The 14556-nt window shown below is 45.4% G+C and carries 14 protein-coding genes and 1 pseudogene; 1 reads left to right on the top strand and 14 read right to left on the bottom strand.

Annotation, left to right across the window (positions count from 1 at the left end; genetic code table 11):
• Window positions 1-82: 82 nt before the first annotated feature.
• From NQZ91_02695 to parE, 5 genes and pseudogenes are all read right to left on the bottom strand, one after another.
• Window positions 83-292, bottom strand: coding sequence for a DUF5960 family protein (locus NQZ91_02695; GenBank protein UUM58297.1), 210 nt, complete (start codon window positions 290-292; stop codon window positions 83-85).
• A 33-nt stretch (window positions 293-325) separates the two neighbouring features.
• A pseudogene (locus NQZ91_02700) lies at window positions 326-723 on the bottom strand (IS30 family transposase).
• Between the two features lie 25 nt (window positions 724-748).
• A complete protein-coding gene (parC, locus tag NQZ91_02705) occupies window positions 749-3205 on the bottom strand; it encodes a DNA topoisomerase IV subunit A (protein UUM58298.1) in 2457 nt (818 codons plus the stop codon).
• Window positions 3206-3330: 125 nt separating this feature from the next.
• Window positions 3331-3753 carry a YkvA family protein gene (locus NQZ91_02710; protein UUM58805.1) on the bottom strand — a complete coding sequence of 141 codons (423 nt, stop codon included), beginning with the start codon at window positions 3751-3753 and terminating at the stop codon, window positions 3331-3333.
• 43 nt (window positions 3754-3796) lie between these two features.
• Window positions 3797-5740: a DNA topoisomerase IV subunit B gene (gene parE / locus NQZ91_02715; GenBank protein ID UUM58299.1), complete on the bottom strand. Its 1944-nt coding sequence runs from the start codon at window positions 5738-5740 to the stop codon at window positions 3797-3799.
• A 139-nt stretch (window positions 5741-5879) separates the two neighbouring features.
• On the opposite strand from parE, the gene plsY reads away from it, so the two are divergent.
• Window positions 5880-6521 (top strand): glycerol-3-phosphate 1-O-acyltransferase PlsY, encoded by a 642-nt coding sequence (gene plsY / locus NQZ91_02720; GenBank protein ID UUM58300.1) that lies wholly within the window; start codon window positions 5880-5882, stop codon window positions 6519-6521.
• 138 nt (window positions 6522-6659) lie between these two features.
• Here plsY and NQZ91_02725 read toward each other — a convergent pair whose 3' ends face one another.
• The 9 genes from NQZ91_02725 to NQZ91_02765 all read right to left on the bottom strand — a co-directional run bounded on the left by NQZ91_02725 (window position 6660) and on the right by NQZ91_02765 (window position 14555).
• Window positions 6660-7928 carry a dihydroorotase gene (locus NQZ91_02725; GenBank protein UUM58301.1) on the bottom strand — a complete coding sequence of 423 codons (1269 nt, stop codon included), beginning with the start codon at window positions 7926-7928 and terminating at the stop codon, window positions 6660-6662.
• Between the two features lie 19 nt (window positions 7929-7947).
• Window positions 7948-8610 carry a hypothetical protein gene (locus NQZ91_02730; GenBank protein ID UUM58302.1) on the bottom strand — a complete coding sequence of 221 codons (663 nt, stop codon included), beginning with the start codon at window positions 8608-8610 and terminating at the stop codon, window positions 7948-7950.
• Window positions 8607-9260, bottom strand: coding sequence for a uracil-DNA glycosylase (locus NQZ91_02735; GenBank protein UUM58303.1), 654 nt, complete (start codon window positions 9258-9260; stop codon window positions 8607-8609). The genes NQZ91_02730 and NQZ91_02735 overlap by 4 nt, the downstream gene beginning before the upstream one ends.
• Before the next feature lie 12 nt (window positions 9261-9272).
• The gene (locus NQZ91_02740; GenBank protein UUM58304.1) at window positions 9273-10193 is read right to left on the bottom strand and encodes a glycosyltransferase family 2 protein; all 921 of its coding nucleotides are present in this window, start codon (window positions 10191-10193) and stop codon (window positions 9273-9275) included.
• Between the two features lie 90 nt (window positions 10194-10283).
• On the bottom strand, window positions 10284-10916 hold the full coding sequence (pyrE, locus tag NQZ91_02745) for an orotate phosphoribosyltransferase (GenBank protein ID UUM58305.1): 633 nt from the start codon (window positions 10914-10916) through the stop codon (window positions 10284-10286).
• Between the two features lie 34 nt (window positions 10917-10950).
• Complete coding sequence (gene pyrF, locus NQZ91_02750; protein ID UUM58306.1) at window positions 10951-11643, bottom strand: orotidine-5'-phosphate decarboxylase; 693 nt, start codon at window positions 11641-11643, stop codon at window positions 10951-10953.
• Window positions 11644-12128: 485 nt separating this feature from the next.
• Window positions 12129-12839: an ABC transporter ATP-binding protein gene (locus tag NQZ91_02755; GenBank protein ID UUM58307.1), complete on the bottom strand. Its 711-nt coding sequence runs from the start codon at window positions 12837-12839 to the stop codon at window positions 12129-12131.
• The gene (locus tag NQZ91_02760; protein ID UUM58308.1) at window positions 12839-13603 is read right to left on the bottom strand and encodes an ABC transporter ATP-binding protein; all 765 of its coding nucleotides are present in this window, start codon (window positions 13601-13603) and stop codon (window positions 12839-12841) included. The genes NQZ91_02755 and NQZ91_02760 overlap by 1 nt, the downstream gene beginning before the upstream one ends.
• The gene (locus tag NQZ91_02765) at window positions 13584-14555 is read right to left on the bottom strand and encodes a branched-chain amino acid ABC transporter permease (protein UUM58309.1); all 972 of its coding nucleotides are present in this window, start codon (window positions 14553-14555) and stop codon (window positions 13584-13586) included. The genes NQZ91_02760 and NQZ91_02765 overlap by 20 nt, the downstream gene beginning before the upstream one ends.
• Between the last annotated feature and the right edge of the window lies 1 nt (window position 14556).

The raw sequence follows: 14556 nt of genomic DNA on the forward strand, positions 1-14556 counted from the left end.
CTAGACTTACATTCTAACTAAATTATAGCAAATTCCATTAGGAAAGTTAAGGTAAACCTACAAAAAACTGCTGAATATTTTCCTAGCTCTTGGGACCTACAAAATCACTCTTTAACTGTACTCTCGTACCAAGGTAGACAAAGGTTCGATTGAGTACCTTTGGATCGGCCATTTTTATCCGAGACAGAAAATAATGATTCCGACCATCCTTGGCCACCTCCTTATTGAGACGAAAATAGGACTTACCAGAACTGGCCATTGTCAGCAGAATATCATCCGTCAAGAAGGTCAAAAGGAGTATCCAAGGCTGAATATTCCTAAATTGTCAAATTAAGCTAGACTTTTTCAAGTAACTCAGAAAAACTTGGTATGGTGTTTGATAATTCAAAGACTTCCGAAGAATTCTATTTCTCTTATCAGCTACAGTTGATAAAAACTCCTGAGAAATATCGGTAAAGTTCATCTGTTTCGTCTTAGTAAACTATTCGAGTGTTCATTGAGACCTTGTTGGCCAGGACAATCTGGATCGGCAAAGAAAATATCGATGTCATGTGCATTCGAAATAGACTCCCAATTGGAAAATTCTTTCCCACAATCAAAAGTAATCAACTTAAAGAGATGACTGGGAACTTGAGACAGCCATTGATTGATGGCTTCCTCAATATCACTTGCTTTTCGTCCCTTAGTTTTCAGTGTAATGATGGCTTTTGATAGGCGTTCTAAAAATTGATCTTAGTTTCATCCTATCCTACCCCTGCCGAGCACTCAGCACTTCTTCGTCCGAAATGGTATCCGAGACAAAGGAACCATTGCTAGTCCGTTCAGACAAGGACAAGTCGGCAAGATTTTTCTCGATGACTTGACCCGTTGTAGAGGTGATGATGAGAATCTGCTGATCTGTCGTCTCCACTTCTGAAGTGAACAAATCAAGTGCTGCTCCGCTATTTTCCGTCAAAACAGGCCCTGCCGCAAAGACACGATGGGGCTTACTCTTCAGCTCACGCAAGACCTGCAGACCACGCTTGGCACGGCTGGTCACAGGGATTTCCTCCGTCGCCATCCGCTTCAAACTACCACGCTGAGTCAGGAGATAGACGGAGCTGGTGTTGCTGATAAAGGCCGCAGCCACCACATCCCCATCCTTGAGGTTGACCGCCTTGACACCAGCCGCCTTGGCACCGATGATTGGCACTTCTTCGATGTTAAATCGCAGAGCGTAGCCCTTTTCTGTCATGAGCATGATGTTGTCCAAAACCACAGGTGATACAGTAATGACCACATCTACTGCATCTTTTAGTTTGGCATACTTGGTTGACTTAGACTTGTAAGTCCGCCATGGAGCAAATTCCTTCCGCTCCACACGCTTGATTTGACCGTATTTGGTCACCGCGAAATAAGTTCCCTCCTCAAAATTCTCCACCAATTCAGCAAAAATAATCTCTTCATTGGTGTCAAAGTTCATGAGAGTCTGGCTCAGATGTTCACCAATGTCCTTCCAACGAATATCTGTCAACTCATGGACAGGGCGGTAGATGACATTTCCAAGATTGGTAAAGAGCAAGAGGTGCTGAGTTGTCTTGGCATTCTGCAAGAAAATCAACTGGTCGTCATCCCGCTTGCCCATTTCTTCCAGCGTTGAGGCATTGAAAGAACGTGGACTAGTTCGTTTGATATAGCCAGCCTTAGTCACGCTGACAAAGGTTTCTTCTTCGACAATCAAGCTAGCAGTGTCAATTTCAATTGCTTCTGCCTGATCTTGTAACTCACTCAAACGAGGATTGCCAAACTGCTTCTTGACCTCACGCAGTTCCTTCTTCATGAGATTGAACATGGTCCGCTCATCGCCGATAATGGCTGCCAAGGTCTGAATCTGCTCGCGTAGGGCTGCTTCTTCATTTTCCAAGGTCACAATATCGGTGTTTGTCAAACGGTAAAGTTGCAAGGTCACGATAGCCTCAGCCTGTTCCTCGCTGAAATCATAGCTGATTTTCAAGTTTTCCTTGGCGTCAGCCTTGTTTTCAGAAGCACGGATAAGGGCAATAACCTCGTCCAAGATGGAAATGACACGGATCAAACCTTCTACAATGTGGAGGCGTTTTTCTGCCTTTTCCTTGTCAAACTTAGACCGGGCAATGATAATCTCACGGCGGTGGGCAATATAGCTGGACAAAATCTTCTGCAAGCCGACCTGACGCGGTGTAAAGTTATCAATGGCCACCATGTTGAAGTTGTAATTGATTTGCAGGTCGGTGTATTTGTAGAGATAGTTGAGAATGGTTTGCTCATCGCTGTCTTTTTTCAGCTCAATGGCAATCCGCAGACCTGTCCGGTCTGACTCATCACGCACCTCGGCAATACCAGGCACCTTGTTGTTGATACGGACATCATCAATCTTCTTGACCAGAACAGCCTTGTTGACCTCATAGGGAATCTCGGTAATGATAATCTGTTTCTTTCCAGCCTTTAGTTGCTCGATGTCACAACGGCTACGGACTACGACACGGCCCTTACCTGTTTCATAGGCTTTCTTGATTTCATCAGCCCCTTGGATAATGGCACCTGTTGGGAAGTCTGGTCCAGGCAAGAACTCCATCAACTTTTCTAATTTAGCTGTCGGATGATCAATCATGTAGACAACGGCATCAATGACCTCCGCTAGATTATGCGGCGGGATATCCGTCGCGTACCCTGCTGAAATTCCTGTCGCTCCATTGACCAAGAGATTAGGGAAGGCAGCTGGTAGCACAGTGGGTTCTTTTTCCGTATCGTCAAAGTTCCAGGCAAATGGCACGGTCTTTTTCTCGATGTCGGCCAGCAGATAACCTGCCATCTCCGAGAGGCGAGCCTCGGTGTAACGCATAGCCGCAGGCGGATCACCGTCCATGGAACCGTTGTTCCCGTGCATCTCCACCAAAATCTCACGGTTCTTCCAGTCCTGACTCATGCGGACCATGGCATCATAAATAGAGGAGTCACCGTGCGGGTGGAAATTTCCCATGATATTTCCGACTGACTTGGCGGACTTGCGGTAACCCTTGTCAAAGGTGTTGCCGTCCTTGTTCATAGAATAAAGAATCCGACGTTGCACGGGCTTGAGACCGTCACGAATGTCCGGCAAAGCCCGCTCCTGAATAATGTATTTGGAGTAGCGACCAAAACGCTCTCCCATGATGTCCTCAAGGGACATGTTTTGAATATTACTCATAATATTCCTTTTTCTTATTTTCTTATTTTTTGTTAAAAAGTTTACTGCTAATTATACTTGTAACAGCATATTAATATCTATATCTTCTTTTTTCAAAGCGTTGCTCAATGGGAACATCATCTTGTTTAGGGTTTGTCTATATTTTCTGCCGAGCGCAGCTTCTTCCATGCCCGATAATCTTCAATGTCTTTATTAACCCAGTTCCAGCAAGTTGCTATAACCAGCGCATCATCCATTTGACCAAAGAATGGAATCCAGTCTGGAACTACATCTACAGGCGAGAGAAAGTAGATTAAAGCCGAAATAATTGCGAGAATAGTCCTCTTAGGAATCTTGGTATAATCTCGTTTCAAATAGCTTCGAACCATACTTATCATGATGGGAATATTTTTAAATTCCTGAGCTAAAAAGGGAATCCATTTAATTTTCTTTTCTATTTTCTCCAAGAAGGGTTCCATTTTTGAATCATCTTTCAACAGTGACTCAGCCTTCTGGTATCTCTTTTGAATTTCCTCAATTGCCTGTTTTTTAGAAAATCTTTTTTTCATCTTGTCTTCCATACTTTCTTTGTCATAAGTGAAAAACTGTTCATCAAAATACTGTGTTTTCTTCTAGCGTAAACCTAACATTATCCTCAATCCACTTGCGGCGTGGCTCGACCTTGTCGCCCATGAGGACGGACACACGGCGTTCAGCACGGGCTAGGTCTTCAATGGTGACACGGATAAGGGTTCGCGTTTCAGGATTCATGGTTGTCTCCCATAGCTGGTCAGCATTCATCTCACCAAGCCCCTTGTAGCGCTGAAGAATCGTACCCTTGCCAAAATCCTTGCGGAGATCTTCTAATTCTCCATCAGACCAAGCATAGGCAATCTTTTCAGTCTTGCCCTTACCTTTTGACATCTTGTAGAGAGGCGGAAGGGCGATGTAAACCCGTCCTGCTTCTACTAGCGGTCGCATGTAACGATAGAAGAAAGTCAGCAAGAGGGTCTGAATGTGAGCTCCATCCGTATCTGCATCGGTCATGATGATAATCTTGTCATAGTTGACATCCTCGATAGAGAAATCCGTCCCCACGCCTGCACCAATGGTGTAAATCATGGTATTGATTTCCTCGTTTTTGAGGATATCCGCCATCTTGGCCTTGGCCGTATTGATAACCTTACCACGCAGAGGCAAAATCGCCTGAAACTTGCGGTCACGGCCCTGCTTGGCAGAACCACCGGCAGAATCCCCCTCGACCAGATAAAGCTCATTCTTGGCAGGATTTTTAGACTGGGCCGGAGTCAGCTTACCAGACAAAAGCCCCTTGTCCTTCTTGTTTTTCTTGCCATTTCGGCTTTCATCACGGGCTTTACGGGCAGCCTCGCGCGCATCGCGGGCCTTAATAGCCTTGCGAACCAAATTTGAAGCCAGTTCACCATTTTCCAAAAGGAAGAAGGTCAGCTTGTCCGACACAATGCCGTCCACCACAGGACGAGCAAGTGGGCTTCCCAACTTGTCCTTGGTCTGCCCTTCAAACTGCAAATGCTCTTCTGGTACAAGGATAGAAAGGACCGCAGACAAACCTTCACGGTAGTCAGAGCCTTCCAAGTTCTTGTCCTTTTCCTTGAGCAAGTTGGTCTTGCGGGCATAGTCGTTCATGGCCTTGGTGATGGCCAGTTTCAGCCCAGTTTCATGAGTACCGCCGTCCTTGGTACGAACGTTGTTAACGAAGGACAGGATATTGTCCGAATAGCCGTCATTGTACTGCATGGCCACCTGGACTTGGAAACCAGACTCCTCTCCCTCAAAATAGAGAACTGGTGTTAAGGTCTCCTTGTCCTCGTTTAGATAAGTGACAAAGTCCTGCACCCCATTTTCGTAGTGATACTCCTCCTGCTCACCTGTTCGCTCATCTGTCAGGGTTATGGTGACCTGCTTGAGCAAGAAAGCTGATTCCTTTAGGCGCTCGGCAATGGTGTTAAACTTGAAATCAGTCGTTGAGAAGATACTATCATCGGGCATAAAGGTGACTTTGGTACCTGTTTTTGATTTTGGAGCTGTGCCGATTTTCTCCAAAGTCGTAACTGGCTTGCCGCCCTGCTCAAAGCGCTGTTTATAAATCTCTCCGTCACGGGTAATTTCCACCTCAAGCCAGCTGGACAGAGCATTGACCACCGAAGAACCAACCCCGTGGAGACCTCCAGAGGTCTTATAGCCACCCTGACCAAACTTACCACCAGCGTGAAGAACGGTAAAGATGACCTCAACCGTCGGTTTCCCAGTTGCGTGCATACCGACTGGCATCCCCCGTCCCTTATCTGCTACCGACAAACTACCGTCCTTGTTAATGGTCACCTCAATCCGATCACCAAAACCTGACAGTGCTTCATCGACCGCATTATCGACAATTTCCCAAACCATGTGGTGCAGTCCATTGCCATCGGTCGAACCAATATACATCCCCGGACGTTTGCGAACCGCATCCAACCCTTCCAGCACCTGAATGGCATCGTCGTTATAATTATTTATGTTTATCTCTTTCTTAGCCAAATCTGACCTCCATACATATCGTCTTTACTATCTTACAAGTTTTTAAGCATTTTTGCAAAAAATTTCTGCTATTTCGGCTGGAACAGGGCAAACTTGACTATTTGATGAAAAAGCCGGACAACTATGCTATAATCTAAGTATGTTACAGACAATTTTACTTCTAATATTAGCTTATTTACTGGGCTCGATTCCGTCAGGTCTCTGGATTGGACAAGCCTTTTTCAACATCAACATCCGAGAACATGGTTCGGGCAATACTGGGACGACCAATACCTTCCGTATCCTGGGTAAGAAAGCTGGAATGGCGGTCTTTGCCATCGACTTTCTCAAAGGTACCCTAGCGGCCCTCCTGCCAGTTTTCTTTCATGTAAATAGCCCTTCACCTATCCTATTTGGCTTGATAGCTGTTCTGGGACATACCTTCCCGATTTTTGCCAATTTCAAGGGAGGTAAGGCTGTGGCCACATCGGCTGGCATGTTGCTGGGTGTTGCGCCCCTCTTCTGCCTCTATCTGGTCTTTATTTTCGCGACTTCTCTCTACCTGACCTCCATGGTTTCCTTTTCAAGTGTCTTGGCAGCAGCCCTGGCCATGCTTGGAGCTCTGATTTTCCCAGCCCTTGGTTTCTTGGTCAATAGCTATGACTGGTTGTTCACCGTGATTATCCTATTTCTGGGTAGCTTTGTCATTATCCGACACAAGGACAATATCCAACGCATTTTGAAACAGGAAGAAAATCTCGTTCCCTTTGGATTAAATATAACAAAGCAAAAGAAGAAATAATTTCAAGCGCCGAGAGGCGTTTTTTTATATCATGAAAGAAAAATAAAGCAGCTTTTTTGTAAGATTCAAAACCCTAAAACTGCTAACTTTGATAAAAAGTTCGTAAAAAGAAGGAGCCAACCAGCTCCTTCAAAACACTTATTTTTCAAATACAACCTGTCCATCCGCAATGGTATAACGAACTTGGCCCATGAGCCAATCACCGACAAAGGGAGAATTGGCGGATTTAGAGGCAAAGGTTGCTGATACTTGACGATTGACTGTAGGATCAAAAATCACTAGGTCGGCCGGTCCATTTTCAGCCAGATAACCTGCATCCAAGCCATAAAGTTTGGCAGGATTGATGGTCATTTTCTCCAATAATTCTTGGAGTGTCAGATGCCCTTCTTCCACCAAATGCGTCAAACCAAGTGATAGAGAGGTCTCCAGTCCAGTCATGCCAGACGGTGCTTGCGTCAAGTCCTCTACATTTTTTTCATCCGCATGATGAGGTGCATGGTCGGTCGCAATAACTGAAATGACGCCTGATTTTAGCCCTTCTATGACTGCCAAACGATCGCTTTCCAAACGAAGAGGCGGGTTCATCTTGGCATTTGCCCCCTTGGTCAACAACAAATCTTCTGTCCGAGAAAAATGCTGGGGAGCTACTTCTGCGGTCACACGCGCACCCATACCTTGTGCAAATTCGACCACCTTGACAGACTCAGCTTTGGACAGATGCTGGATATGAACACGGGCACCCGTTTCATAGGCAATCATGACGTCACGAGCAATCATGCTGTATTCAGCCACACCAGTCGCGCCACAGACGTGAAAATGCTTGGCAGCGACTTGCTCGTTCAAACCTAGAATACCATTCAAATCTGGATCTTCTTCGTGGAGGCTTAGCAGGCAATCCAATTTCTTAGCCTCCTGCATAGCTTTTCGCACCACACCAGCATTTGTCAATGGAATGCCGTCATCAGAAAGAGCTACAGCACCCGCAGCTAGGAGCCCGTCAAAATCCGTCAAATCTTGGCCATTAAATTGATTGGTAATGGTTCCCACACTGTAAATATGGATGTTTTCCTTGCTGGCCGATTGCAGAACCTCATTCAAGGTGTCCACTGTCGAAATGGTCGGATTGGTATTAGCCATCATGACAACCGAGGTAAAACCACCCGCTGCTGCCGCCAGAGCCCCTGTATGAATATCTTCCTTGTGGGTCTGACCAGGCTCACGGAAATGAACATGGACATCCACCAGGCCAGGCGCAACAACCAAGCCACTAGCATCGATAACTTGTTCCGCATCTACCTCAATCTGCTCAGCAATCTTGATGATTTTCTTTTTTTCTATTAAAATATCAGCGACTGTATCCAGACCGGACTGCGGGTCTATGACGCGACCATTTTTAATTAACAGCATGAATACTCCTTTTTAAATGCTACTGTTTAGCCACAGCTTCAACCATTTGCTCCACTTCTTGAGCACTAATCTGGTCATCTACTTCTAAGTAAAGTTCCTTAGCTCGTTCAAAATAGCTGCACTCTTTGGTGATTTCTCCCAAGACACGATTGGCACTAGCTTCCAAATAGGGAAACACAATACGAGCTGCCTCCTTGAGTACTTTTCGCATCTCTTGCTCTGCCAACTCCATATCTCCCATTAGAAAATGCAAATAGGCTTGCTCATAAGTATTACCAACAAGTTGAGACTCATTGTATTCAAATAGTAAAGATGCTTCCTCTTCAAGAAACTCCAAAGCTTGCTGATAATTGCCTGCTTCTCGCTCTACATCTGCCACCTGGCGCAAGGCCACTGGCTGCAATTCTCTCAGAAAAAATTCCTCAGCCTGGCTATGTTCTCGCGCCAAAACAAGATTAGTCTGAGCCAACTCTTTTGCCAAGTCCATTTCCTTCTCGGCAATCGCCAAATAAATCCGTTGATTTCGTAACCAAAAATGGCCTGAAATATGGGCATCATCCAGCCTTACAACTCCTTCTTCATAAAGCTGGTGAGCAAGGCTAAAGTTCTTCTCATCCAAAGCCTCAAAGAATGATATATCTCTTTCAAAATCGGTCATTTTCATTCCTTCAATTAACTTCATCTTCGCCAATCAATCTCTTCCTTCCCAGCCTGTTTCAAAAAGGCATTAGCCTGTGAAAAAGGCTTACTTCCAAAGAAGCCTCGGTAGGCTGAAAGCGGACTTGGATGGGCCGACTCTATAATCAAATGTTTAGGATTGTTAATAAGAACCTTCTTCTTCCGGGCATAAACTCCCCAAAGAATGTAGACAACTGGTTGGTCCAGACTATTGACCACCTTGATTACCGCATCCGTAAAGGGCTCCCAGATTTGTCCAGCATGTCCATTGGCCTGACCGGCCGGCACTGTCAAACAAGCATTGAGTAATAGAACGCCCTGTTCAGCCCAGCTGGTTAAATCATGACCTTGTTTGACACCGACATCTTCAGCCAACTCTTTTAGGATATTTTGGAGAGATGGCGGAGCTGGAATGCTATCTGGGACTGAAAAGGATAGCCCTTGTGCTTGTCCAGGTCCGTGATAGGGATCCTGCCCCAAAATGACCACTTTTACATTTTCTAAAGCCGTCTTTTCCAAGGCTGCAAATACCTTTTCCCTGGGTGGATAAACAGTTCCGTCAGAATAAACCTGGTCCAAAAACTGATTGATGTTGCCAAAATAATGCTCCGGCAACAAGGCCTTTATCCGATCATGCCAAGCAGAATGCTCCATGCTGACTACCTCTTACTTCTTCTCTTTGATGATATAAACCGGTCGATGCTTGGTTTCCAAGAAAACCTTGGCCAAATACTTACCTAAAATACCAATCGTCATTAACTGCAAGCCACCTAAAAAGAGGATGATACAGATAGTTGACGGCCAACCGATTGTCGGATCCCCGAAGACCAGAGTCTTAAAGACAACGACAACCATCAAAACCAAGGACAGGAGGAAAGTGAAGAAACCAGTATAGGATGCAATATTCAGCGGCGTATCTGAAAAATTGATAATCCCTTCAATCGAGTAGGACAGCAACTTCCAGAAGGACCAGCTGGTTTCACCAGCCACCCGCTCAACATTTTCATAAGGCAGGTATTCTGTCTCAAAACCAACCCAGGCAAAAATTCCTTTTGAAAAACGATTGTACTCTGAAACAGACAGGATAGCATCTACCATGTGTCGGCGCATGAGACGGAAATCGCGGGCCCCGTCCACCACTTCTACCTGGCTAATCTTGTTCATCAGCTTGTAGAAAAGCTTTGCAAAGAAGCTCCGAATAGGCGGCTCGCCATCACGGCTGACACGACGGGTGCCAACACAGTCCAGTTCTGGATTAGCATCCAAGATGGACTTCATCTGGGTGAGCATTTCTGGTGGATCCTGCAAATCCACATCCATGACGGTCACCAATTCACCCTGCGCAGCCTGCAGGCCGGCATAAAGAGCGGCCTCCTTGCCAAAATTTCTGGAAAAGGAAATGTAGCGGACACCATTGCCCTCAGCAGCCAACTGCCGAAGAACCTTGAGCGTCCCATCCTTGGAACCATCATTGACAAAAATATACTCAAATTGCTCCCTCATCTTCCTACGGACCACTTCCATGGCGTCGTAAAAATAGGGAATCGCCTCTTCCTCATTGAAACAAGGAACGATTACTGAAATCATACACTTCTCCTCATACGGTCAATTGTTTTCCCAACATTATACCATTTTCGGGGCAATGTTCCCAGAAATCAGGCGATTTTGCTGTGAAAACTAGTTCTCCAACCAAGTTTCAGGATTCTGGCGGAATTTTTTCAAGAGAGTCAAGCCATCCGCATTGATGTAGCCCTGCACTTTTGCGACTTTTATAAGTTCAGAATAATTGCTGAGCGTCACCAGTTTGACACCAGTGTTGTCAAAATTCCGGTCTGCCACAGGCAATTGGTAGGTGAAAATGGCTGCCACACCAAGTACCTCTGCTCCTTCACGTTGAGCCGCTGCCACTGCATCCAAGACAGAACCACCTGTCGAAATCAGATCTTCGATGATAACCATTTTCTGCCCCTTGACAATGCGACCTTCCAGTTGATTACCAGCCCCGTGCTCTTTTGGTTTGCTACGGATGTAAGCAAATGGCAGATTCATGCGGTCTGCAATAATGGCTCCGTGCGGAATGCCAGCCGTTGCCGTACCTGCAATCACTTCTACTTCTGGAAACTCCTCTTCAATTCGTTGAACAAAACCATCCTCAATCAGGTTGCGGGTATCCGGATAAGAAAGCGTGATACGATTGTCCGTATAAATAGGTGACTTGATGCCAGACGCCCAAGTAAAAGGCTTTTCTGGTCGCAAATGAACCGCCTTGATGTCCAACAAATGTGATGCAATTTCTGTTGCTAGTGCCATGATAATTCTCCTTTAGATTAGTAATATTGTTTATTTAGATATTCCACTCTTCTTTGATAGCCAGGTATGCTTCATAAGGATTGGCCGCATGCGTGATGGGACGCCCGACCACGATATAGTCACTGCCAATGCTGGCCGCCTGTGCTGGAGTAACAACCCGTTTTTGATCACCCACTTCGCTACCAGCTGGTCGAATTCCTGGTGTCAGACAGGCAAAGGCCGCACCAGTGGCCTGCTTGATCAAATCGACCTCCTGAGCCGAGCAAACGACACCGTCCAGTTCTGCTTCCTGAGCCTTTTTGGCGTAGTGGACCACTGCATCCACCAGGCTAGTCTGGATATTCTGATCCGCCTGCATCTGCTCTTCCGAAGTCGAGGTCAGCTGGGTCACAGCGATCAAGATTGGTCCAGGTCCCAGTCCCTTTCTAGCCGATTGCATCATCTCTACGCCCCCAGCTGCATGAACATTGGTCATATCAACACCCAGCTTGGCCAACACCGACATAGCCGATTGGACTGTATTGGGAATATCATGAAGTTTCAGGTCTAGGAAAATGCTGTGCCCGCGGTCTTTCAGGTCTTTGATAATAGCCGGACCTTCCGCATAGTAGAGCTCCATTCCAACCTTGAGATAGAGTTTTTCCTGACTTGGGAAATGAGTCAAAAAATCAACGACTTCTTGACTACTTGCGAAATCCAAGGCAATAATGGGACGTTTTTCTTTCATAGTATCCTTTCTGTACACAGAAAAACCCTGCCAACTCTGGACAGGGTTCACGAAATGAGCTTAGAAATTCGACTTCTAAGATGCTTACCATGATACCTTTCCAGCCTCTCTGGACTCAGTTAAAGGTTCTATTTGACTCTATACTACTATTTTATTTGATTTCTGTCAACAGTTTTGAGAATTTCTGCTACAAATAAGGACAAAAGATGAACTTGAGGATGGAAAGTGATCTTGTTTTAGAGAGCTAAATTTGATTGTGAGGTACAAACTGGATTACAAAAATGAAAACACTCATGAAACAATCACAAGTCAACAATAGACTGCCATATTTTTGATTTACAGCTTTAAAGCAAGAAAAGCAACCAGATTTACTGATTGCTCGCTAAGTATTAAATTAGAGTGCTACACTCCTTTCGTATTGGATTTCAGAAGTAGCAACTCCGTGATACAACTGAATGAAACCCTTGTAGCATTATTATAGCATGTCAGCCACCCAGATACGCTTTTCTGACTTCATCTGATGCAAGGAGTTCTTTTCCTGTTCCAGAGAGGACAACTTTTCCTGTTTCTAGGACGTAGCCACGGTCTGCGATTGCGAGTGCCTTGTTGGCGTTTTGTTCAATCAAGAGGACTGTAGTACCTTGTTTTTGGATATCTTGGATGATATCAAAAATTTCTTGAATGAAGATTGGTGCCAAGCCCATTGATGGTTCATCAAGGAGCAAAAGTTTTGGTTGACTCATCAAGGCACGTCCCATTGCCAACATCTGCTGCTCACCACCTGAAAGGGTCGCAGCATCTTGGTTCTTACGTTCTTCTAAGCGTGGGAAACGGTCAAAAATCTTTTTCAGATTTGCCTGATTTTCCTCACGGTTGTTACGAAGGAAGGCACCCATTTCCAAGTTTTCCATAACGGTCAAACCCGCAAAGACGTGGCGACCTTCTGGTACTTGTGACAAGCCGTCCGCAACGATTTTACGAGCAGGAACTTTTTGGATTTCATTTCCAAGGAAAGAAATGCTTCCAGCTGATGGACGAACAAGGCCCGAGATGGTACGAAGGATAGAGGTTTTACCAGCACCATTGGCACCAATCAAGGTGACAACTTCTCCCTCATTGACTTCAAAGCTGACATCTTTTACAGCCTCTATTGCACCGTAGTTGACAGAAAGGTCTTTAACTTCTAACATTGCCATTAAACTTCCCCCCCAAGATATGCTTCGATAACACGTTTGTTGGCACGAATTTCTTCAGGAGTTCCATGGGCAATCAAACGGCCGTACTCCAGCACATAAATCCGCTCAGTCACTTTCATAACCAGGCTCATATCGTGCTCAATTAAAATAATAGTTATGCCAAATTCTTTTTGAATGCGACGTATAAGCTCTGTTAATTCTGCGGTTTCTTGTGGATTCATTCCAGCAGCTGGCTCATCCAAGAACAAAATTTTCGGTTCTGTCGCAAGGGCACGAACGATTTCCAGACGACGTTGCTGACCATAAGGAAGGTTCTTCGCCAGCGAGTCTGCATCCTTGTCTAAATCAAAAATTGCCAAGAGTTCCATAGCCTTAGCCTTCAAATCCGCCTCGCTCTGGTAATACTTAGGCAAGCGCAGGAAGGAAGCCAAGAGATGCGGTTTGTGATGATTGGCAAATCCAACCAATACATTTTCCAAAACCGTCATATCCTTGAACAGACGAATGTTTTGGAATGTTCGTGACAAACCTAAGGAAGCAATCTTGAAGGGAGCTTTCCCATTAAGCAAGTGACCGTCAAGCGTCACAGTTCCCTCGCTCGGCTCGTAAACACCGGTCAAAAGGTTGAAGAGGGTTGTCTTACCAGCACCGTTAGGACCAATCAAGCCGACCAACTCACCTTCATTGAGCTCCATGGTAACGTCGCCAACAGCAGTCAAACCACCGAAGTGCTTGGTCAAATTTTTAATTTCCAGAAGTGCCATCTTTGCCCTCCTTCGCTTTTTTCTTAAAGAATGATGAGAAGGTTAATTCCCATGTACCGAGCAGACCACCTGGACGGAAAACCATGACCAAAATAAGAGCCAATGAGTAAATAATCATCCGAAGGTCTGAGAAATTTTGCAGGAACATATTGAGGAAACCAAGAACAAGGGCCGCCAAAATCGTACCTGTCATAGAGCCCAAACCACCAAGCACCGCGATAATCAAGTAATCAATCGAACGCATGATAGTGAAGTCTTTAGGAACAACCGTACCGATATAACCAACGTAGAGAGAACCTGCGATACTTGATAGGATAGCCGCGATAACAAAGACTGTTACCTTGACTTTGGTTGTATTAACTCCCATGGACTCCGCAGCGATTTCATTTTCACGCACAGCGATAACCTGACGGCCAAATGAGCTCCATAAGAAGTTGAGAATCAGAACCGTCAACACTACCACAAATAGAAAGACAACTGTCCAAGTTGTATACGGCAAGATGCCTGTCAAACCAGCAGCACCGTTTGTCAAGTCACCACCATTGATAATGGCAATACGGATAATCTCAGCCACACCAAGGGTTGCAATAGCTAAGTAGTCACCCTTTAGACGAAGAGTTGGGATACCGACCACCAGGGCTACCAGGGCAGCTACAAGACAGCCCACAAGAATAGACAGATAAAAGCCTGCATAGGTAGGATTAGCCTTGGTCAAAATAGCTGTCGCATAGGCACCAATTGCCATAAAACCAGCCTGCCCCAGCGAAAACTGACCTGAAAAACCGAGAACAAGGTTGGTTCCCAAAGCCATGATGATAGAAATTCCAATCCCCATCAAAATCTGTATATAGTAAAGCCCCAGGGCACCAGAGCCAATCAAGGCAGAAAGAACTGCAAAGATAACAAGGACAAGAGCAAGCCAGGTTAAAATTGGTTTGATATTTTGTTTCATA

The organism is Streptococcus suis (genome assembly GCA_024583055.1).
In the GTDB taxonomy this organism is placed as follows: domain Bacteria; phylum Bacillota; class Bacilli; order Lactobacillales; family Streptococcaceae; genus Streptococcus; species Streptococcus suis_V.